At 70.2% G+C, this 20,900-nt stretch carries 16 protein-coding genes, 1 tRNA gene and 2 pseudogenes; 7 read left to right on the plus strand and 12 right to left on the minus strand.

Translation table 11 applies throughout. The features are described 5' to 3' along the window. Positions 1-296 precede the first annotated feature (296 nt). From thrB to AC069R_RS19855, 7 genes and pseudogenes are all read right to left on the minus strand, one after another. Positions 297-1,214: a homoserine kinase gene (gene thrB / locus AC069R_RS19825; RefSeq protein ID WP_478768134.1), complete on the minus strand. Its 918-nt coding sequence runs from the start codon at positions 1,212-1,214 to the stop codon at positions 297-299. Between the two features lie 218 nt (positions 1,215-1,432). Then, positions 1,433-2,491 carry a threonine synthase gene (thrC, locus tag AC069R_RS19830; RefSeq protein WP_478768135.1) on the minus strand — a complete coding sequence of 353 codons (1,059 nt, stop codon included), beginning with the start codon at positions 2,489-2,491 and terminating at the stop codon, positions 1,433-1,435. Between the two features lie 6 nt (positions 2,492-2,497). Continuing rightward, positions 2,498-3,790 carry a homoserine dehydrogenase gene (locus tag AC069R_RS19835; RefSeq protein ID WP_478768136.1) on the minus strand — a complete coding sequence of 431 codons (1,293 nt, stop codon included), beginning with the start codon at positions 3,788-3,790 and terminating at the stop codon, positions 2,498-2,500. A gap of 166 nt (positions 3,791-3,956) precedes the next feature. Beyond that, the gene (lysA, locus tag AC069R_RS19840) at positions 3,957-5,348 is read right to left on the minus strand and encodes a diaminopimelate decarboxylase (protein ID WP_478768137.1); all 1,392 of its coding nucleotides are present in this window, start codon (positions 5,346-5,348) and stop codon (positions 3,957-3,959) included. A gap of 57 nt (positions 5,349-5,405) precedes the next feature. Further along, positions 5,406-6,794 carry an ArgS-related anticodon-binding protein NrtL gene (gene nrtL, locus AC069R_RS19845; protein ID WP_478768138.1) on the minus strand — a complete coding sequence of 463 codons (1,389 nt, stop codon included), beginning with the start codon at positions 6,792-6,794 and terminating at the stop codon, positions 5,406-5,408. 66 nt (positions 6,795-6,860) lie between these two features. After that, a pseudogene (locus tag AC069R_RS19850) lies at positions 6,861-7,029 on the minus strand (IS5/IS1182 family transposase); the annotation flags it as partial. Positions 7,030-7,032: 3 nt separating this feature from the next. Continuing rightward, positions 7,033-7,554: a response regulator gene (locus AC069R_RS19855; RefSeq protein WP_397987173.1), complete on the minus strand. Its 522-nt coding sequence runs from the start codon at positions 7,552-7,554 to the stop codon at positions 7,033-7,035. Between the two features lie 108 nt (positions 7,555-7,662). Between AC069R_RS19855 and AC069R_RS19860 the strand changes: the two genes are divergently transcribed. Then, a tRNA-Arg gene (locus AC069R_RS19860) sits at positions 7,663-7,734 on the plus strand. 158 nt (positions 7,735-7,892) lie between these two features. On the opposite strand, the gene AC069R_RS19865 is transcribed toward AC069R_RS19860, so the two are convergent. Further along, on the minus strand, positions 7,893-8,135 hold the full coding sequence (locus tag AC069R_RS19865; protein WP_478768139.1) for a hypothetical protein: 243 nt from the start codon (positions 8,133-8,135) through the stop codon (positions 7,893-7,895). Positions 8,136-9,490: 1,355 nt separating this feature from the next. On the opposite strand from AC069R_RS19865, the gene AC069R_RS19870 reads away from it, so the two are divergent. Further along, positions 9,491-10,717, plus strand: coding sequence for a DNA cytosine methyltransferase (locus AC069R_RS19870; protein WP_478768140.1), 1,227 nt, complete (start codon positions 9,491-9,493; stop codon positions 10,715-10,717). Positions 10,718-10,776: 59 nt separating this feature from the next. Here the strand turns inward: AC069R_RS19870 and AC069R_RS19875 are convergent, their stop codons facing one another. The 3 genes and pseudogenes from AC069R_RS19875 to AC069R_RS19885 all read right to left on the minus strand — a co-directional run bounded on the left by AC069R_RS19875 (position 10,777) and on the right by AC069R_RS19885 (position 14,285). After that, positions 10,777-11,538, minus strand: coding sequence for a hypothetical protein (locus AC069R_RS19875; RefSeq protein ID WP_478768141.1), 762 nt, complete (start codon positions 11,536-11,538; stop codon positions 10,777-10,779). A gap of 59 nt (positions 11,539-11,597) precedes the next feature. Further along, positions 11,598-13,404, minus strand: a pseudogene (locus AC069R_RS19880) (TerD family protein). A gap of 389 nt (positions 13,405-13,793) precedes the next feature. After that, positions 13,794-14,285 (minus strand): SAM-dependent methyltransferase, encoded by a 492-nt coding sequence (locus AC069R_RS19885; protein WP_478768142.1) that lies wholly within the window; start codon positions 14,283-14,285, stop codon positions 13,794-13,796. Positions 14,286-14,732: 447 nt separating this feature from the next. On the opposite strand from AC069R_RS19885, the gene AC069R_RS19890 reads away from it, so the two are divergent. Next, complete coding sequence (locus AC069R_RS19890; protein ID WP_478768143.1) at positions 14,733-15,539, plus strand: DUF4231 domain-containing protein; 807 nt, start codon at positions 14,733-14,735, stop codon at positions 15,537-15,539. 125 nt (positions 15,540-15,664) lie between these two features. After that, entirely contained in the window at positions 15,665-15,964 is a 300-nt protein-coding gene (locus AC069R_RS19895; protein ID WP_478768144.1) for a hypothetical protein, read from the plus strand. Positions 15,965-15,983: 19 nt separating this feature from the next. Here AC069R_RS19895 and AC069R_RS19900 read toward each other — a convergent pair whose 3' ends face one another. Next, the gene (locus AC069R_RS19900) at positions 15,984-17,081 is read right to left on the minus strand and encodes a LacI family DNA-binding transcriptional regulator (RefSeq protein ID WP_478768200.1); all 1,098 of its coding nucleotides are present in this window, start codon (positions 17,079-17,081) and stop codon (positions 15,984-15,986) included. Between the two features lie 351 nt (positions 17,082-17,432). On the opposite strand from AC069R_RS19900, the gene AC069R_RS19905 reads away from it, so the two are divergent. The 3 genes from AC069R_RS19905 to AC069R_RS19915 all read left to right on the plus strand — a co-directional run bounded on the left by AC069R_RS19905 (position 17,433) and on the right by AC069R_RS19915 (position 20,893). Then, entirely contained in the window at positions 17,433-17,756 is a 324-nt protein-coding gene (locus AC069R_RS19905; protein ID WP_478768145.1) for a hypothetical protein, read from the plus strand. Between the two features lie 204 nt (positions 17,757-17,960). Continuing rightward, positions 17,961-18,941 carry a hydroxyacid dehydrogenase gene (locus AC069R_RS19910; RefSeq protein WP_478768201.1) on the plus strand — a complete coding sequence of 327 codons (981 nt, stop codon included), beginning with the start codon at positions 17,961-17,963 and terminating at the stop codon, positions 18,939-18,941. 104 nt (positions 18,942-19,045) lie between these two features. Continuing rightward, the gene (locus tag AC069R_RS19915; RefSeq protein ID WP_478768146.1) at positions 19,046-20,893 is read left to right on the plus strand and encodes a DUF2264 domain-containing protein; all 1,848 of its coding nucleotides are present in this window, start codon (positions 19,046-19,048) and stop codon (positions 20,891-20,893) included. Positions 20,894-20,900 lie beyond the last annotated feature (7 nt).

A 20,900-nucleotide genomic window follows, 5' to 3' on the forward strand; every position in this document is an offset into this window, starting at 1 on the left:
ACGCGGCGGAAGAGAAATGTGCGGTGATGGCGCTTCCGCGAGCCGTGGCACCCGGTGTCACGTGGCGTGGTAGCACCTGTTCCGGAGCATGCCCTGCGACCGGCTCAGTGCTCGCATCCGTCGTACTGCCCAGGTACGGCGCACGGAACACGGAGTGGCGTGGGGGGCTCCCGGAAGAATGTCTGTCCCGGACGGGGACACGTGGCACCTCGCCATGGTGGGGTCGGGTGCAGACTTGAGATTAACACTACCGGATCCAACAAACATTCCCCCTCTCCAAATCCGGCAACCGTGTGTCAGGACGCAAGCGGCAGCACGCTCGCTCCCCGCGTGTCGAGGTCCAGCCGGTTGGCGGCCCAGCCCTCACCCGCGAGGTGGGAGACCTTGTCGGCGGTGCCGGCGTCGGTCAGGGCCATGACGGTGGGTCCGGCGCCGGAGATGACCGCCGGGATGCCGTCCGCCCGCAGCCGCTCCACCAGCGCGGCGCTCTCCGGCATGGCCGGGGTGCGGTACTCCTGGTGGAGGCGGTCCTCGGTGGCGGGCAGCAGCAGTTCGGGGCGCCGGGTCAGGGCCTCGACCAGCAGGGCGGCACGGCCCGCGTTGGCGGCGGCGTCGACATGCGGCACGGTGCGCGGCAGCAGTCCGCGGGCGGTCTCGGTCAGGACCGGCTTTCCGGGCACGAAAACCACCGGAACGATGGAATCGTCGGGGTCCATCCTGATCGCGCGGGCCACGCCGGTCTCCATCCAGGACAGGGTGAATCCGCCGAGCAGACAGGCGGCCACATTGTCGGGATGGCCCTCGATCTCGGTGGCCAGCGCCAGCAGGGCCGCGTCGTCCAGCCGGGCCTCGCCGCCTATGGTCACGGCGCGGGCGGCCACGATGCCGGCGCAGATGGCGGCGGAGGAGGAGCCGAGCCCCCGGCCGTGCGGGATGCGGTTGGCGCAGACGATCTCCAGGCCGCGGGGCTGGCCGCCCAGCAGGTCGAAGGCGGTGCGCAGGGAGCGGACGAGGAGGTGGCGCTCGTCGCGCGGCAGGGTCTCGCTGCCCTCGCCCGCGATGTCGATGTGCAGCCCGGAGTCGGCCACCCGGACGACGACGTCGTCGTAGAGCCCCAGCGCGAGGCCCAGGGCGTCGAAGCCCGGACCGAGATTGGCGCTGGTGGCGGGGGTGCGCACCCGGACGGCGGCGGCACGGAAGGCTGGACCGGCCATCGCTCGAAGACTCTCCTTGAGCTGCGTGACTGTCTGAGACATTCGATACGTACGTGGAGACCCTCGCGCAGACGGCGCGGCGTTGCCCCTATGCGCAGTGCATATGCAACGAGCGGGTTCGGTACAGCCTATCGAAGGAAGGTTCAGTAGCGACATAGGGCGCACAGGAGGCGCACGATGCGTGTCGTAGGCCCCCTGTGCCCCCTGTCAGGGAAGACTCAGGCGAGGCCGAGGCGCTCGGCCGCGGTGGCGGCGTCGACCGGGACGGTGACCGGCTGCGGCGCGCCGGCGACGGCCCAGTCGGGGTCCTTGAGGCCGTTGCCGGTGACGGTGCAGACGATGCGCTGGCCCGGATCGACCTTGCCCTGCTCGGCGGCCTTCAGCAGACCGGCGACCGAGGCGGCGGAGGCGGGCTCCACGAAGACGCCCTCCTGCGCGGCCAACAGCCGGTAGGCGCGCAGGATTTCACGGTCCGTCACCTCGTCGATGGCACCGCCGGACTCGTCCCGTGCCGCGAGCGCGTACTGCCAGGAGGCCGGGTTGCCGATCCGGATGGCGGTGGCGATGGTCGACGGGTCCTTGACCACCTCGCCGCGCACGATGGGCGCGCTGCCGGCGGCCTGGAACCCCCACATGCGGGGCGTACGGGTGGCGGCGTTGTCGGCGGCGTACTCGCGGTAGCCCTTCCAGTACGCGGTGATGTTGCCCGCGTTGCCGACCGGCAGGACGTGGATGTCGGGCGCGTCGCCGAGCATGTCCACGATCTCGAAGGCGGCCGTCTTCTGGCCCTCGATCCGCACCGGGTTGACCGAATTGACCAGCGCCACCGGGTAGTTCTCGCTCAGCGCGCGGGCGAGGGTGAGGCAGTCGTCGAAGTTGCCGTCGACCTGGAGGATCTTCGCGCCGTGCACCAGGGCCTGGCCCATCTTGCCGAGCGCGATCTTGCCCTGCGGCACCAGCACGGCCGAGACCATGCCGGCGCGTACGGCGTACGCCGCGGCGGAGGCGGAGGTGTTGCCGGTGGACGCGCAGATGACGGCCTTGGCCCCCTCCTCCTTCGCCCTGGAGATGGCCATCGTCATGCCGCGGTCCTTGAAGGACCCGGTCGGGTTCGCGCCCTCCACCTTGAGGTGGACCTCGCAGCCGGTGCGCTCGGAGAGCACCTGCGCGGGCACGAGGGGCGTGCCGCCCTCACGGAGCGTCACGACCGGCGTGCTGTCGGAAACCGGCAGCCGGTCCCGGTACTCCTCGATGATTCCGCGCCACTGGTGGGTCATTGCTGGTTACTCTCCTTCAACCCGCATGATGCTGGCGACACCCCGCACGGTGTCGAGCTTGCGCAGCGCCTCGACGGTACCGGTGAGGGCGGCGTCGAGGGCCCGGTGGGTGACGACGACGAGGGACGCCTCGCCGTCCTTGCCCGATTGCCGAACGGTGTCGATGGACACCCCGTGCTCGGCGAAGACCGTGGCGACCTGGGCGAGGACGCCCGGTTTGTCGGCCACGTCCAGGCTGATGTGGTACCGCGTGACGACATCGCCCATCGGGGAGACGGGCAGCGCGGCGTACGCCGACTCGCCGGGCCCCGTGGTGCCGTTGAGCTTGTTGCGGCAGACGGCGACGAGGTCGCCGAGCACGGCGGAGGCGGTCGGGGACCCGCCGGCGCCGGGGCCGTAGAACATCAGCTGGCCGGCCGCCTCGCTCTCCACGAAGACGGCGTTGTACGCGCCGCGCACGGAGGCGAGGGGGTGGCTCAGCGGGATCATCGCGGGGTGCACGCGCGCCGTGACGGACGCCCCGTCCGCCGCCCGCTCGCAGATGGCGAGCAGCTTGATGGTGCAGCCCATCTCCTTGGCCGAGCGGAAGTCGGCGGCGGTGACCTCGGTCATCCCCTCGCGGTGGACGTCGTCCAGGCGCACCCGCGTGTGGAAGGCGATGCCGGCGAGGATGGCGGCCTTGGCGGCGGCGTCGAAGCCCTCGACGTCGGCGGTCGGGTCGGCCTCGGCGTACCCGAGCGCGGTTGCCTCGTCCAGGGCCTCCTGGTAGCCGGCGCCGGTGGAGTCCATCTTGTCGAGGATGAAGTTGGTGGTGCCGTTGACGATGCCGAGCACCCGGTTGACCTTGTCGCCGGCCAGGGACTCGCGCAGCGGGCGGATCAGCGGGATGGCGCCGGCGACGGCGGCCTCGTAGTAGAGGTCCCGGCCGTGCTCCCCGGCGGCGGCGTGCAGGGCGGCGCCGTCCTGGGCGAGCAGCGCCTTGTTCGCGGAGACGACGGACGCGCCGTGCTCGAAGGCGGTGGTGATGAGCGACCGGGCGGGCTCGATCCCGCCGATCACCTCGACCACGACGTCGATGTCGCCGCGTTTGACGAGCGCGGTGGCGTCCGTGGTGACCAGGGCCGGGTCGATGCCCTCGCGCACCTTGGCCGGACGGCGTACGGCGACCCCGGCGAGCTCCACCGGGGCGCCGATCCTCTGGGCGAGGTCGTCGGCGTGCGTCGTCATGATGCGCGCCACCTCTGAGCCGACAACCCCACAGCCCAGCAGCGCCACCTTCAGCGGACGCGTACGCATCATCCGACCTCGTTTCCTCTTACCGTCTACGGTTGGACCAGTCTCACTCACCGGACGGGAGTTTCTACCCTTCGTCCGGATCCTGAGACGTTTATTTCATTTTCGCGGGGTCGGCAGACCGCAGATCTTCCACCCCGCGCGCAGGGGATTCACCCGACACCGATGGGATTCACCCGACGTCGAGCCGCAGGAGATCCTCCTCCGTCTCCCGCCGGACGATCAGCCGGGCCTCGCCGTCCTGCACCGCGACGACGGGCGGCCTCGGCACATGGTTGTAGTTGCTGGCCATCGACCGGCAGTACGCCCCCGTGGCCGGTACGGCGATGAGGTCGCCCGGCGCCAGATCGGCGGGCAGGAACGCGTCCTTGACCACGATGTCCCCGCTCTCGCAGTGCTTGCCGACGACCCGGACGAGCATCGGTTCGGCATCGCTGGCCCGCGAGACGAGGGCGACGCTGTACGCGGCGTCGTACAGCGCGGTCCGGATGTTGTCGGACATGCCGCCGTCGACGGAGACGTAGGTGCGCAGCGCCTCCAGCGGCTTCACGGTGCCGACCTCGTAGAGCGTGAACGCGGTCGGGCCGACGATGGCGCGCCCCGGCTCGACCGAGATGCGTGGGGTGCGCAGCCGCGCGGCCTCGCACTCGCGGCTGACGATCTCGCCGAGCGCCTTGGCGATCTCGTGCGGCTCGCGCGGGTCGTCGTCGCTGGTGTAGGCGATGCCGAGGCCGCCGCCGAGGTCGATCTCGGGCAGTTCGACGCCGTGCTCGTCGCGGATGTCCTTGAGCAGTCCGACGACGCGGTGGGCGGCGACCTCGAACCCGGACATGTCGAAGATCTGCGAGCCGATGTGGGAGTGGATGCCGATCAGTTCGAGCCCGTCCAGGTGCAGCGCCCGCCGTACCGCCTCGGCGGCCTGCCCGCCGGCGAGCGGGATGCCGAACTTCTGGTCCTCGTGGGCGGTGGCGATGAACTCGTGGGTGTGGGCCTCGACGCCGACGGTGATCCGGATCTGCGCCTTCTGCCGCTTGCCCAGGGACTGGGCGATGTGGGCGACGCGCACGATCTCCTGGAAGGAGTCGAGCACGATCCGCCCGACACCGGCCTCCACGGCGCGGGTGATCTCCCCGACGGACTTGTTGTTCCCGTGGAAGGCGATGCGCGCGGGATCCATCCCCGCGGACAACGCCGTCGCGAGCTCACCGCCGGAGCAGACGTCGAGATTCAGCCCTTCTTCATCCAGCCACCGCACGACGGCGCGCGAGAGGAACGCCTTCCCGGCGTAGAACACATCGGCGTCGGCCCCGAAGGCGGTGCGCCAGGCGCGCGCCCGTGCCCGGAAGTCGGCCTCGTCCATGATGTAGGCGGGCGTGCCGAACTCCTCGGCGAGCCGGGTCACGGGGACCCCGCCGACGGTGACGACCCCGTCCTCACCGCGGCCGACGGTCTGCGCCCAGACCTTGTGGTCGAGCAGGTTGAGGTCGGTGGGCGGCGCGGAGTAATGCCCCTCGGGCAGGACATCGGCGTGACGGGGCCCGGCGGGATGGGCGGAACGGCTCATGACGGTGGCTCTCAGACTCTCTGTCTCTCTCCGGGGGACATCTGTTCCTCGGTCCCCTCAGAGATGTTCGGGTGCGTCGATGCCGAGCAGGGACAGGCCGCCGGCCAGCACCGTCCCGGCCGCTTCGGCAAGCGCGAGCCGGGCCCGGTGGGCGGCCGAGGGTTTCTCCTCGCCGACCGGCAGCACACAGCTCAGAAAGGGCAGCACGGCATCCGCGACGGTGACGAGATGCCGGGCCAGCCGGTCCGGGGCGCGATGGGTGGCGGCCGCGGTGAGGATGCGGGGGTAGTCGGACAGGGGGGTGTGGAGGGGGGCGGCGAGGGCGGGGGCGCCGGCGTGGACATCCGCACCGGGGGTGGCGGGGGCGGGGGGGCCGACGTGGACATCCGCACCGGGGGCGGCGGGAGCGGGGGGGTGGCCGGTGCCGGCGCGGGGGGAGGCGGGGGCCGGGGGGTGGTGGGTGCCGGCGTTGATATCGGGGAGGGGGGTGGTGAGGGCGTGGTGGGGTGTCGGGGGGGTCGGGGGGGTCGGCTCGGATAGGGGGCGCGGCTTGGCCAGGGGGCCTGAGTTGGCAGCCAGGGGGCGCGGCTTGGTTGGCGAGCCCTGTTCGGTCAGTGAGCCCTGCTCGGTCTGCGGAGCCGGCTCGGTCAGGGGGTGCAGCTCGGCCGGGGAGCCCTGCTCGGTCTGCGGAGCCGGCTCGTTCAGTGAGCCCCGCTCGATCTGCGGAGCCGACCCGGTCAGGGGGCCGGGCTCGGCGGTGAAGCCCAGGTGGGCGGCGTTCCGGCCGAGGGCCCGGATGCGGGCGTGGGCGTACCGCACCCGGAACAGCGGATTGACCTCGCGCTGGACGAGATGGTCGGCGGTGATGCGGGGCCGGTCGTGCGGCGCGGGGTGGAGCAGCGCCCAGCGGGCGGCGTCGGGCCCGAGCGGCGCGGGGTCCTCGGGCGCGGGCACGGGCCGCAGATTGACGGGCTCACCATGCGCCACGGTGGCCCGCCCGCCCTGCGTGGCGACGATCCGTACGACGGCGTCGGCGACGACCTCGGCCCGCACCTCGTACGGCACCCGCAACGCGAGGACCTGCCCGGCGAGGGCGTCCCCATGCCCGTACCGTTCCCCCTGCGCGCGGATCTCGCGTACCAGCGCCTGGAGCGGATCGACCCGCCGGTCGAGCCGGAAGTTGAGGAAACCGGGCCCGGTGACGACGACGTCCTCGATGCCCTCCGCCGCGATGAGCCGGGGCCGCAGGATCTCGGCGACCTTGAGCGGCGGCTTCCCGGCCGCGCGGGCGAGCTGGAGCGCGACGTTGGTCGCGTACTGGCCGCATCCGCCGGCCCCCGGCTCGGTCACGACCACCCGCTCGGGAACGGTGCCGCTCAGCTCCCCCTCGTCCACGGCACGACGCACCGCGTGCAGGACGGTGCGGGAGAGCTCGACGGGGGTCACGGGACAAGGGTAGGGGAGGAGGGGGGTGGGAGGGCGAGCCGGTTTCCCTGGTGAGACGGGGAGGGGTCGTAGGCAGGCGATGGTGACGAGGGCTTGGCAGCGGCGGGCGCGTCTGTCGTGGCATGGCCGGGGCCTTGTTGTGCTTGAGCCGGTTGAAGCAGCGCTCGATCACGTTGCGGCGTCGGCAAGCCACCCGGTCCGGCAGGCAGCGGCCCTCACCCCGCCGGATCCGCCCGCATCACCCGATGGAAACCCCGCCGGCCACCCCATCCGCGAGCCCGTCATCGTCATCGTCCTCATCCCCGTCTCCACCACCGCCCCCTCCCCCACGCCCGGCGCGGCCCTGGATCAGCTGCTTGACGAGGCGCACGAGTTCGGCGGGTTCGAAGGGCTTGGAGAGGAAGGCGTCGACCCCGACGTCGAGGCCGGTCTCGACCTCGTACTGGGTGCAGGCGCTGATGATGGCGAGGGGCAGATGATTCGTACGGGGATCGGCACGGAGCCGGGCGGCAGTGCGCAGCCCGTCCAGCCGCGGCATGACGACGTCGAGCGTCACGAGATCGGGCCGCACGTGGTGCACCACGTCCAGACACTCGGCACCATCGGCCGCGGTCACGACCTCAAGCCCTTCCAGCTCGAGATTGACCCTGATCAGCTGCCGGATGACCTTGTTGTCGTCGACAACAAGCACCCGGCCCGACGCGCCCGGCACAACTCGAGAGTAGGACCGCCCGGGCCACCGCGTCCGGGTTTTCCCCACTTCCACCCCCTACAGGGGACCCCTCCCCGCAAACGGGTTCCTGATCACCCCACCGGACCTGCTAATGTTCTACCCGTCGCAGCGAGCACAACGCTCCGCAACCGACACGCCCCCGTAGCTCAGGGGATAGAGCAACGGCCTCCGGAGCCGTGTGCGCAGGTTCGAATCCTGCCGGGGGCACCTTAGAGAAGGTGCCGAAAGACCCCACCCCCAGTCGAGAACGCTGGGGTGGGGTCTTTGCGTGTGTGCAGCCGGATTTCGGCCTGAGCGGCCGCGGTTCGGGGCTCGTTGTCCGACGCCGTCGATCGATCGAGTGGGCTCCTGTGAAGGGGAGGACACTACGCGCCGGGGCCGGGGGTGAAGTCGTCGGATGTGGCGGCGGGGCGGCCGAAGGTCCGGATGCGGTCGAATTCGGCCTGGGGATGCTGGTACCACTGGCCGTCACGGTTCGGAGTCAGCGTGAAGACGGCGTCTCCGGTGGCGGAGCTGTGCGAGTAGATGTCGACATGGATATGGCCTGACGGCCGCTGCGGGTCCACCGGCGCAAGGCCGAATGCGGGGACGAAGGGGATGAATCTCACCTCCACCCTGCCTTCCGCGCCCGGAGTCTCCATCACCTCTCGCAACAGGTCGATGGACGGCCGCAGTCTGTTCTCGGGCGGAGGTGGTCGGATCGATCAGCGCCACCTTGACCGTCGCTCCGGCTGTGACCCGGCGTTGCAGTTCGTCGACCAGGTCTCGCAGCGTGCGCGACAGGGTCACTCCGATGATTCTGATGTCCCACGCGCCGCATATCTGCTCGATCAGCTCGGGTTTGCCGTGGGACAGGAAGTCCTCCGCGGACACCTCGCCTTCGAGGCGGGAGCGCACGTGCGCGGCCAGGTCGGAGATCTGCCTGCGGCTGCCGAGCAGCCCTCCGGCAAGCAGGGCCAGGGTGGCGAGGGTGGCGGCGACCAGGGTCTTCCCGCCGGCTATGTCGAGAACTCCCAGACCGCCAGGGTCAAGGACAGCAGGGCGGTCGTAGAGATCTCCAGATGCTCGCCATGGGACAGGTCTTGGCGTACTCGTCGCAGGACGTTCATGGCGGTCATCGTGTGCAGTTGGCCGGGGGTCGGCAACGCGGGTGTGAGGCAGCAAGGCCGAGCAGGGATTCGCGGTGCAACGGCGCCAGGGCCTGCTGGCCCGTGTCGGAGCCGGAGGTCTGCAAGCTCGGGGCGGGCACGAGCAACCTGATGGCCCGGGGTCCGGGGTTGACGGTCGCGGTCTCGCGCCTTTGGCCGCGCACTCGGTGATGCGGGGCCGCAACGGCGCGTTCGGTCGGCCGAAGAGGTGTGAGCACCCCCGCGAAGCCGGCGCGGGGAGCCCTACCGGGCGGGAGCGGCGTCTGCCGTCATGACGGCAGCTTCCTTCGCCCCGGGTCCGCGAAGGGGACGGACGGCCCTGGGGAAGGGGCTGTTGAATCGGTCACGGCAGCACCCTCGGCGGACGGCGCAACAGTGGACTTCCGCCCGCCCGCACACCGGCACCGGGGCGCTGGGCCAAGCCGGGAAAGTCGAGGTGCCGATGCGTGCCCCAGCATGATGCGCATTTTGCCAGCGGCTTTGTGCCGGCCTCGAAGATCATGGCGCCGACGTCTGCTTTACCGGGCAGGCCCGCAGCTCCGGACGGAAGTCGCCGCGGTGATCCGGGTACGCCTCCTCGGCCTGCCGGGGCAGCAGCACAACGTAGACTCGCTGATCGTAAAGGTCTGTCGCCAGCCGGCACTGGCGTGTCCTGCCTGTCCGACGGTGGCTGCGGACGGATGAGGGGACGGCGCTCGCTGCGATGTCAGAGGCTCCCGCCACAATGGCTGTGCTCATGGGAAGCCCATCGAGCCTTGACGAGTCGCTAGGATCCGCAGCGCGACCGCTGCAGTCGCCGAGAAAGGGGCAGCTGGATGCAACGATGGACGTTCGCCGACCTCTTCAGCGGCGCCGGTGGAATGAGCTATGGGTTTCATGCACATGGCGCCTTCCAGCTGGTCGGGGCCGTTGACGCTCAGCTGGGCAAGCCCAGCAGCGGCAGGGGAACGCTGGAATGCAATGACACCTATGCAGCCAACATGCATCTCCAGCCATTCGAAAAAGACATCGCTGCACTTTCCGGCTCAGATCTTCGCTCACTGCTGGAACCGCGGCTTCAAGGCCGGGAACTCGACGTGCTCAGCGCTTGCCCGCCTTGCACGGGTTTGTCCCGAGCCAATCCGAAGAACCACATCGAAGATGACGTGCGAAACTCGCTGATCGGAAAGACAGCAGAGTTCGTCGCAGAACTGATGCCCTCCGTCCTGGTGATGGAGAACGCGCGGGAGATGCTTCAGGGAAACTTCCGCCATCATTTCGAACAGCTCCGCGCAGACCTGAAGGACATGCGCTATCGCGTCTACGCCAGCACCCACATGCTGACGCGATTCGGGCTGCCGCAACAGCGCGAACGTGCCTTGGTCATCGCCGTCCGCGAGGACAAGCAGCTCCACACCCTCGAAGAGCTGTGGGGCGACGCGACAGTGCAGCCGGAAGCCATCTCGGTGCGGCGGGCGATCAGCCATCTACCGCAGGTGGCAGCAGGCGTGCGTCACCCCGCCGATCCGATGCACGTCTCGCCCTCCATCGGTACGGACGTCACGCTCAGGCGACTTCAGGCCACCCCTCGCAATGGTGGCTCGTGGATCGATATGCGGGAACACCCTGACGCTGACATCGTATTGACGCCGGCCATGAAACGGACGATCGCCGCCGGCAAGTTCGGTTCCTATCCCGACATCTACGGGCGTTTGTGGTGGGACAGGCCCTCGCCCACCATCAAGCGAGAGTGCTCACACTTCGGCAACGGGAGATACTCGCATCCCGAACAGGACCGGCTTTGCACCGTGCGTGAACTTGGTCTCCTCTCAGGTTTTCCGGAAAGCTTTGTCTTCAAGGCCCGTGCGGTCTCCAACATGTACCGCCATATCGGCGATGCGGTACCGCCGTTGATTTCTTACCAGTTGGCGCATGTCGCCGAGTGGGTGCTGACAGGAAAGCGGCCCGAGCTCGAGAGCGTCGTCCTTCCCGGAACCAGCCTGCGGCCGGAAGACATCGTGCTCTCCGACCAGCCGACGCAGCTGGATCTCGCCGCGGTTTGATGTCAGTGCGGCGGAGCGCTATTGATCGAGGTCGCACTCCGCCTTTTCATTCGCGCCCGCTATTCGGCAATCTCGGGAATAGTCGGCACCGTCCAACTCGCGTGGATCCGACAACGTTTGACCGGAATTCGAGTCAGGGTGACCTTCTCGACACTGCCGTCGAGAACCAACTTGAACGCAATGCCGTTCCCGTCCTTCACGAGCGCAGAGCTTCCTCCGTTTTTCGTCCGCAACGTGAAGTCATCTTCCGTGAGGTCGGCCACGCCCATCAAGAGGATTTTCGGTATCTCCACGAGGTCATAACGCACAAATTCATGCCCCACCGAAAAGGCGCGGAGTGTGGCGATTCTGTCATACTCGCCCAAGTGTGCAAGAAATCTCGGCAGGCATTCGCGCGCAAAGTCTCCGGGCGTCTTGCAATCCCGAATCCAGCGGGCCTCGGAGAACTTCGAGACCACGATACTGGATTTACCTATCCCTGCCGATGCCTCGGTCTTCAGTGACCAGCGCACCCCGTCAACTATGACATCAGCACCCTGGAAGGTTTGCGACAGCGTTTTACTCGCCGAGGCTCCCGCATACTTGGCCGCGGCAATGAAGGCATATTCGAACGAAGTTTTCTTGAACTTCTCTTCGGATGTCGCATGGTGAACCTTCAGGCGATTCAAGAAGTAGTCGCTGAATTCACTGCTCACCAGGTCAGAGCCAGGATCGAGTTGAACCTCGCATGGCTGCCGCAAAGCCTCGGCCATCTCCCCGAGCATGTCCAGTTGCGCACTGTCCAAAAGTTGCGCCCGCGAGACCAAACGCTCCAGCGTCACTTCCGCCCCTCACGTAACACCAGTGGGGGAGCCATGTGATCACCCGGCCTTGAACGCTGTCAACCAGTTAACGCCGCAGGGCCGGGACCAGGCCGAAGGAACTCTCCATCGGCCTGCGCGAGGCCCGGAGCAGAATGCGCGTAAAAGCCAGGCCTGCTTTGTGCGAGCCGCCGGGGCCTATAGCCGGCCGGCTGTTGTGTTCGTCTGAGGAGCAGGTCGGCCGGCTCGGGGCGGAGGTGTTCGAGGGTGCCGCGGGGGCCGCCGGTCCCGCCTTCGACGAGAGTTTCGATGTGGAGGTCGGCCGGTGCCTCGGCCAGGCGCCGGATGAGCCGCTTGGCCCAGGCCAGCGGGTAGCCCTGCTCGGGTGCGGGGATCTCGATGGAGGTGCGGAGCTTGCCGGTGCGCAGGTCCGCGCCGATCGCCAGGACGCCGGGCGTTCCCTCGATGCGCAGCTCCGCCTGGAGCCTGCCGTCGAGACAGAGCTGGTCGCCGGGACCGTCTCGCCGACCAGCTCTCCACCACCTCCAGTGCGCGCGGGTCTCCCTGGCAGAGGGTCTCGTCGTCGATGCCGTCGCGTACCGGCACCCACGCCGGGCCCATGTTCTGGAAGCCGTGGCAGCCGGAGTTCTCGTGCCGCAGGTAGTGCAGCAGTTCCTGGAGGAGCCAGGCGTGCGCGGCGTTGCCGACACCCTCGTGCCGGATCAGCACCTGGGCCTGGTGGGCGACTTCCGCCCAGGACAGGTGCCAGAGGGCCACGTTGTGCTTGCGCCGTCCGTCGGTCTTCACCGCGACCAGGGGGCTGCCCTCCAGGGCGACATCGTTGGACAGCGTGATCACGGCCTCGTAGCCGCGGCGCGCGGCGATGTCCATGGAGGCCTGTACCTGTTCGGCCCTGAGCGCGTTGCCGTTGGTCTTCGCCTCGACCAGCGCCGTCCACAGCTTGCCGGCCCGCTCGACGCGGATCACCCCGTCGGGGCGGCGCGGGCTGTCACCATGCGGGAGGGTGACCTCGGCGAAGGTCTCCATGCGGCCGGCCGGCGCTCCGAACGCGGCGGTGAGTCTCCTGCCGAACTCCGGTACCTGTGCCATCACCGACAGCAGCACCGAGGTGGCACGCGTCTCACGGTCCCGGTCGCTCTTGAGCGCCGATACCGGGAAGAGTCTGGCCTCGTTCCACGACTCGTTCTCCGCCAGCGTCTTCCTGGGGGCCTTGGGCAGGGTGACCCTCTTCTTGGCGGTACGAGGCCGCCTGGCCGGCTTCTTGGGGCCGGTCTCCTCGTCGGGCCGGCGGGGAGCGGGGACGGCTCCCAGCGTCCCCCGGCGTATCGGGGCGTCGGCCGGCGCCGGCGGTGGCGTGTCCGGACGGTCGTCGGCACCGGCGGTCGTCCCCCGCACTTCCCGTGCCTCCTGCACTTCCCGCGCGTCCTGTGCCTCCCGTGCGTCCTCGGCCGTCGCGTCGTCGTCTATGTCCCCGACGGTGAAGCGGAGGAGTTCCTCGCCGCTCCCGTCCGCCAACGACCGTCGTACGTCCTCCAGTTCACCGAAGCGGGCGCCCTCGTAGCGGCTGGCGGCCACGACGATGCGGGCGATCTCGTGCGGGACCGCGGTCAGGTCGGAGCTGATCCGGTCCTCGTTTCCGTCCGCCGCAGGTGCCTTGCCGAGGAGTTGCACGCTCCCGTCGGGGGCGACCGGGTTGTTGTAGAAGTAGAAGTCCGCGTCGCTGCGGACCTTGCCCTTCGCGTTCAGCAACAGGACCGACACATCGGCGTCGCCTTCGCCGGTCGGGCTCGCCCAGCCCAGACTGACGATCACCGAGCTGGCGTTCTCGCTCAGGGCCGGCAGCGACACGTTCGAGCCCGCGACCATGTCGCGCACAAAGCCCCCCAAACGATGCGGACCGGGCACGGGAAAGCGCCCGCCCCGGCCGCCTGATGCGCTGCGTGGCGCTCTGTGACCTACCGCGCGCGACTGACTGTAGTACCCACAGAGTGCGAGCACGGGAGACGTGCGGAAATTGTGTTGTATCTGTGGGGGTGGTCGCGTTCCCGGCTCGCTCTCGGGCCCTTCTCGCCCCAGGCGGTACGGCCCCGCCCCGCCGGCCGTTCACCTGCTCCGCGAACTACGACCGCACCACGGGAACGTACGCGAAGCGGGTGCGGTCCAAGTCCGGCATCGGCGACAAGGCGGAACTCACCCGCGTCGCGCTCGGTCTTCAGCCCCAGTGAGCGGCCGTCGTACCGTCAGTAGCCGTACCGTCAGTAGTAGTCGCGCATGATGGTGGTGGCCCACTCGGGCTGGGTGGTCTCGCCCTGGGGACCGAACTCGCTCATGTAGGGCTTGATGTCGAGGACGGGGGTTCCGTCGACGGCGTCCAGGCCCTGGACGTGCAGGTCGAGGCCGTCGGCCTTGATCAGGCGGCAGCGGGAGACGCCGAGCCGGTTGGGGCGGTTCTTGCCGCGCTGGGCGAAGATGCCGACGCGGGGCCAGTCGGTGTTGCCGCGCGGGTGCCGGGAGCCGGTCTCGATCTTCTCCACGGGCACACGGTCGAAGTGGTAGACGACTTCGAGGTGGGAGAAGGAGTCCAGGCCGGCCACCGCCTCGGGGCCGAACTGGCCGGCGTCCAGGCGGATGATCGCGGTCTCCCCGCCCCAGTCGTCGTCGCGGACCTCCGCCCGGCCGCCGACCACCCGGCCCACCGGGACCGATACCACCGCGGCATGCGTGCTGTTCTCGTTCACGTGCACCATCTTTCGATCAAAGAGCCGATACGTCAGCAGAGTTGCACACCATACCGAGCAGCCGCGGCAGGACGGCGAGCGAACGGAGACCGCGCGACCGTCTGGAATTCGCTCACCGTGCGGCGGGGAGACGTTCGAGCTCCGAAGCCGTCGAGGTACGCGCCGCCGATGGGCTTCCGAACCCGTAGGAGCCGGAGACCGGCCCGGCAGGGCGGGGGCATGAGCGCCATGGCCACTGGCGAGCCGAGGTGGCCGCTCACCCGGCAGCGAGGGGAATACAACTGCACTGGCGTGCGCTGGGATTCGAACAAACCTGATGCCGCAGAGCGGCAATCCGGTCAAAGCGATGTCCGACCTGGTGAATACTTCGGAGTTGCGCACCTCGGACGTTATCCGACTTGTACGATTCCCCCGTACCATTCGTGACCGCCGGGGGGTGGGACCTTGAATCAAGTTGTGCCGTACGCGAGCGGCCCCACCGAACAACTACTGGAACACAGGGCAGCCATCCTGGAGTTGCAGGCTCAGATCCGCATCCGAAAGATCCAGCTCCGGTCTCTGTACGGCACGGGACTCATCACCATCTTCAATATCGTCGCCATCTACGTCGCCACGGTAGCCACATGGCGCACGGTCGACATCGGGAAGATCAACAGAATTGCCATTCCCCTGACCGTCTTGTGTGGAATCGCCTTCGCGTTTCAGCACGCCGCGGAGCGCGGTCGCGTGGGCAAGAAATCCGTCCGAAGGCTTGAACTGGAGCTGGAGATCGCCGAGGAGCGCAGGCTCCTTCAGGCCAAGGCGCTCGACTTTCCCGTCGATCAGCGGCAGTTCACGTACAAGGACTCGCTTCCGCGGGAGCTGGACCAGCTGCGCGCCGAGGCACAGCATTACCGGCGCATCCACAATGCCTTTCAGTCCGTCATCATCATCGGCTCCCTGGGGACGACCACGGCGGCCAGCCTGGCCGAGACGCCTTCCTATCTCAAATGGGTGACGGTCGGTCTCAGTTTCGCCGTGGGCATGTCGGCGGGTTTCACCGGTTACTTCAAGTACCGGGAGCGGAGCTTCTACTTGCAGCAGACGGCTGATGCCATCGACCAGCACGCGACCGCCTTCGAGCTCGGGATTCCGCCCTACTCCGGGGACCCAGCCGACAACTTGGCGAAACTGACGAAGGAGGTCGAGGACCTCCGTGTCGAGCAGCGGAAGCGGCAGCAGCAACTCGATCAGCCGCACGAGGGCAGGGACGGGACGGTCTAAGCGGCGTCGATGCGTCTTTCACTGCTCAGAGGTCCGTTCTGATGCGACGTGCCACCCGGCAATGGCTGTTGTCTCCGGTCACGCAATGGCGCGCGTATCGATTCATGCGCAGACAGCGAGCCGGCATGACCATCGAGACGGCTTGGATCCTGGTAAGGGTGAGGAGGAATCCGGCCGAGGCGAAGTACGCCGTGATGCGCGGTCTACTTCACACTGACAAGAATCCCGGACTCCACTTCGACGACTGGGACCTGCTCACCGAGGACGAGAAAAGGCGCCGTAGCTCCTGGATCGGAAGACACGGGCGGTCCCCCTTCCAGCAACTGGGAATCAGTGAGCACTTCCTGCGGAGTACGGGACTCGGCGTCACGGATTGGGCTCCGCCTCGGGGTGACTCGGACGGGTGGTCCGGGGGCGCCCCCTGAGGGATTGCCGATCCCCCGTTCAGCGCCCCCTGCGTCCCCGGCCGCCCGCTCCTCTGCCGCACGAGGCGCGGATGGCCAGGGACGGTTGCAGGGTCAGGTGGTGGACGGGGAGGGGGTGGTCGGAGCGGAGGCGGGAGGTGAGGAGTTCGACGCCCTTGCGGCCCAGGGCGCGTTTCGGTGGGGCGACGGCGGTCAGGGGGACGCTGGCCAGGGCGGCGACCTCGTCGTCGTAGGAGATGATCGCGAGGTCCTGGGGCACGCGGATGCCGCGCTGGGCGGCCAGTTGGAGCAGGACGATGGCTTCGGCGTCCCCGTGGGCGAGGACGGCGGTGGCGCCGTGGGCGCGCAGGTCGTCGAGGACCTCGTCGATGCGCTGCTCGGTGTGCGGGGAGGTCTCGCGCTGCGGGACCAGGTGGACGGGGGTGTCCTGGTCGAGGCCCAGGGCGCGCAGGGCGTGGGTGTGGCCGAGGCGGACGGCGGGGGCCGTGGGGCCCAGGTCCTTGACCATGAGGGCGATCCGGCGGTGCCCGAGGCGGGCCAGGTGCTCCACCGCGAGGCGGGCGCCGGCCTGGTGGTCGGTGACCACGTGGTCCAGGCGGTCGACCAGTGTGGTGGAGCGCAGTTCGCGTTCGACCAGGACCACCGGGAGCTTCAGCTCGCGCAGGCGCTCCTCGAAGCGGGTGTGGCGGGAGTTCTCCAGGGTCGGCGGGGCCAGCAGGAGGCCGTCGACGCCGTCGTCCAGGTGGCGGCGGATGGCCACCAGGTCCTGCTCGGGCTGGTAGTCGGAGAAGGCGAGGGTGAGTTCGGCGTTCAGCTCCGACGCCGCCTCGCGGGCTCCTTCCAGGACCTTCCGGAAGTAGGGGCCGTTGGGCAGCAGCAGGCCCAACCGCAGGGCGCTGGAGGTGTGTTCGGGCTCGTGGCCGAGGGTCGCGGCTCTGCGCTCCAGGGCGACGCCGCCGTGGAACCGCCGTACCAGGCCCTCGCGTTCCAGGGCCTCGACATCGCGTCGCACCGTGACGTCGGAGACCCCCAGCAGGCCCACGAGGTCACTGATCCGTGCCGAGCCGTGTTCCCGCAGATGGGCGAGGAGCAGGTCGTGCCGGTCCGGAGAGAGCATCACGCGTCACATTTCCCTTGGCGCTGGCATGGAAGAGGTTCCGAACTATTGGGAACGGAAGAAACCTAGCGGGCCCGGCGGGAGTTGGGCAGCCCCCGGCGGCCCGTGGAGAGTGCGAAGGCGGCCGGGCGGCGGGTGATCGAAAGGAGGGATAAGGGGCGGACGGGGAGGGAGCGGGGTACCGGAACGTTCCGGATGGCTCCGGGTCGTTCCAGGTACGCACGACCTCATTGACGGGTTACGGACCTGACCGGATGCTGAAGCCGCATCGGACGCCGGCGGTCTTCGCGGCATCCCGTCGTGTCCGGCGGCGTCCTCGATGCCCCGCCTCTCCCCCGGAAGGAGGCCCCTGTGTCCCTGGTCGGCCAGCGGCCCGGCAGTACACCGGCCGAGCGACAGCACGTACCTCCCGGAACGCCCGCCGCAGCGGTCGCCCGGCACGCGGTGCCGTGGTGGCGGCGGGTGCGGCGGGACCGGGTGCCGCTGCTCATGATGGTGCCGGGCGTGCTGTACTTCCTGGTCTTCCAGTACGGCGCCGGTCGGTGGTGTTCCCGCCGACCTCGTCTCCTGGGTCGTGGCCATCGCCCTGAGGGCGCCGTCGCCCGGATCAAGCAGCAGAACGGCATCGACCAGATGGCCGAGGAATTCGCCAAGGCCAAGGCGGCGGCGGGGTGAGCCCCGCCGCTCTCCGGTGAGTCCGGCCGCCCCGCCGGTCCCGGCCGCCGGCCGCCGACGTACCGCATCTCCCGCGTGGGGCGCCGCCCGCCACCGGCGCCCCACGCCCATGACCCGAGGAGTCCTGTGTCCGACCTGCCCCCCGCGGCCCGCCGCCCGCGGGTCCTGCCGCCCACGGCCCGCCGGCCACGGGTCCTGCTCGCCATGCAGCGCGATCTGCTGCCCCTGCTGCTCGACCCGGCGCGGATGGCCCGGCTCACCGGCCTCGCCGACCTGGACCCGGCGCTGGTCGCCGACGACTTCACCGCCGACGGCATCGCCGCCGAACTCGCCCGCGCTGACGTGCTGTTCACCTTCTGGGGCTGTCCTCCGCTCGGGCCCGAGGTGCTCGCCGGGGCGCCCCGGCTGCGGGCGGTGGTGCATGCCGCGGGCTCGGTGAAGAACTTCGTCACCGACGCCTGCTGGGAGCGGGGCATCGCCCTGTCCTCCGCCGCCGACGCCAACGCGCTGCCGGTGGCGGAGTACGCGCTGGCGGTGATCCTGCTCGCCAACAAGCGGGCGCTGCGGACCCGCGACCACTACCGGGCCGTGCGCGCCCAGCTCTCCTGGCAGCACGAGTACCGCGACGCCGGCAACTACCGCCGGGCCGTCGGCATCGTCGGCGCCTCCCGCACCGGGCGCCGCCTCATCGCGCTGCTCGCCCCCTACGACATGGAACTCCTGGTGTACGACCCGTACTTGAGCGCGGCGGAAGCGCGGGCGCTCGGCGTGCGGCCGGCCGGCCTCGACGAGCTGTGCGCCCGCTGCGACGTGGTCTCGCTGCACGCGCCCGCGCTGCCCGAGACCCGGCACCTGATCGACGAGCGCCGGCTGAAGCTGATGCCGGACGGCGCCACGCTGATCAACACCGCGCGGGGGGCGCTGGTGGACACGGACGCGCTGGTCCGCGAGCTGACCAGCGGCCGGCTGAACGCCGTACTGGATGTGACCGAGCCGGAGGTCCTGCCGCCCGACTCCCCGCTGTACGACCTGGACAACGTGGTGCTCACCCCGCACATCGCCGGTTCGCTCGGCGGTGAGCTGCACCGGATGGCGGACTCGGCGCTGGACGAGCTGGAACGCCTCGCGCACGGGCGGCCGTTCGCCCATCCGGTCGTCCGCGAGCAGTTCGAGCGCTCGGCCTGAGCCCTGGGCGGGGAGGGGAAGACTGACCTGGCCGTCACCACCCACCGGCCCGACCGCAGCCACCGCCCCGACCGCAGCCACCGGACCTTCCCGGACGAGGAGCCATGACCCGCAACCGCCCGCACCCGTTCTTTGGCAACCCCCTCTCCAGCCGCGCCGACTGGCAGCGCGCGCTGCTCGCCCTGTGCGCCCCGCTCGCCGATGCCTACCCCGACGACGCGGCGCTGGCCGCCCCCGGCACCGCGTACGCACCCCGCGTCGCCCGGCTGGAGGCGACCGTACGACCGCTGTGGGGGCTGGCCCCGCTCGCGGCGGGCGGCGGGCGGTACGACGGCTGGGAGCGCGTCCGGCGGGCCGTCGCCGCCGGGACCGATCCGGCGCACCCGGAGTACTGGGGCGAGCCCGGCGCGATGGACCAGCGCCTGGTCGAGGCGGCCGGGCTCGGGTGCGCGCTGGCCCTGGCACCCGGCGAGCTGTGGGAGCCGTTCTCCGGGGCGGAACGGACGCGGCTCGCCGCCTGGCTGCGCGCGGCGGCGCGGGCCGAGCGCGTCCCCGACAACAACTGGCAGCTGTTCCCGGTGATGGTGGAGCTGGGCCTGACGGCGGTCGGGGAGGAACCCGAACCGGGGCTCGCCGAGCGGGCGTTGGCGCGGGTGGAGGACTTCTACCGGGGCGGCGGCTGGTATTCGGACGGACCGGACGGCAAACCCCGTGACTACTACGGTCCTTGGGCCCTGCACCTGTACACGCTGCTGTACACGGCCCTCGCCCCGGACGCCGGCCCGGCGGTCGTGGCGCGGGTACGGGAGCGGGCCGCGCTGTTCGCCGGGGAGTTCCGGCACTGGTTCGCGGCCGACGGCGCGGCGCTGCCCTTCGGCCGCAGTCTGACGTACCGGTTCGCGCAGTGCGCGTTCTGGGGCGCGCTCGCCCACGCGGGTGTGGAGGCGCTGCCCTGGGGGGTGCTGCGCGGGCTGTGGGCGCGGAATCTGCGCTGGTGGGCGCGGCAGCCGGTGTTCGCCGCCGACGGCACGCTGTCGGTCGGCTACGCCTATCCGAACCTGTTCATGAGCGAGCAGTACAACGCGGCGGGCTCCCCCTACTGGGCGTTCAAGGCGTTCCTGCCGCTCGCCTTGCCCGCCGGGCACCCGTTCTGGACCGCCGAGGAGGAGCCGCTGCCCGCCGCGGACGCGGTGCACGCCCAGCCGGAGGCGGGTCTGCTGGTCCAGCACGGCGGCGGGCACACCACGGCGCTGGCCGCCTGCGACGCCGACACCTGGGTGCGCAACGCGCCCGCGAAGTACGGCAAGTTCGCCTACTCCACGGCCTTCGGCTGCGCCGTCGCCACCGGCCCGCTCGGCGCGGAGGCCGCCGCCCCGGACAGCGCCCTGCTGCTCAGCGAGGACGGCCTGTACTGGCGCTCCCGGATCGCCTGCGCGTCCCGCTCCGTGACCGCCGACCGGGTGCGCGCCCGCTGGCACCCCTGGCCCGATGTCACCGTCGACACCTGGCTGCTGCCCGCCGGACCCGGCCGGCACGTCCGCGTCCACCGCCTGGTCACCCCCCGTCCGCTGCACACGGTCGAGGGCGGCTTCGCGCTCCCCCGCGAGGGGGCCGTCACCGGGGCCGGGGGCCGGGAGGCGCGGGCGGTGCGCGGCGACCTCGCGAGCGCCGTACGGGACCTCACCGGGGCCCGCGCCGGTGAGGTCATGCTCCCCGACCCCAGCAGCCATCTCCTGTGGCCCCGGACCGCGCTGCCCGTACTGCGGGGCCAACTACCGCCGGGCGAGCACTGGTTGGCCGCCGATGTCCACGCCACCGCCGACGGCGGCACTCCCCGGACGGAGCCGCTCGACTGGCGCGCCCTGCCCGGTCTCCCCCGCGCCCTGCCCGCGCTGGAGGAGCAGCCGCCGGGCGACGAGGGGCGCGCGGACGCCCCGCCGCGCGCCCGCTGAACCGGGC

This window comes from Streptomyces sp. NPDC043952, assembly GCF_056435325.1.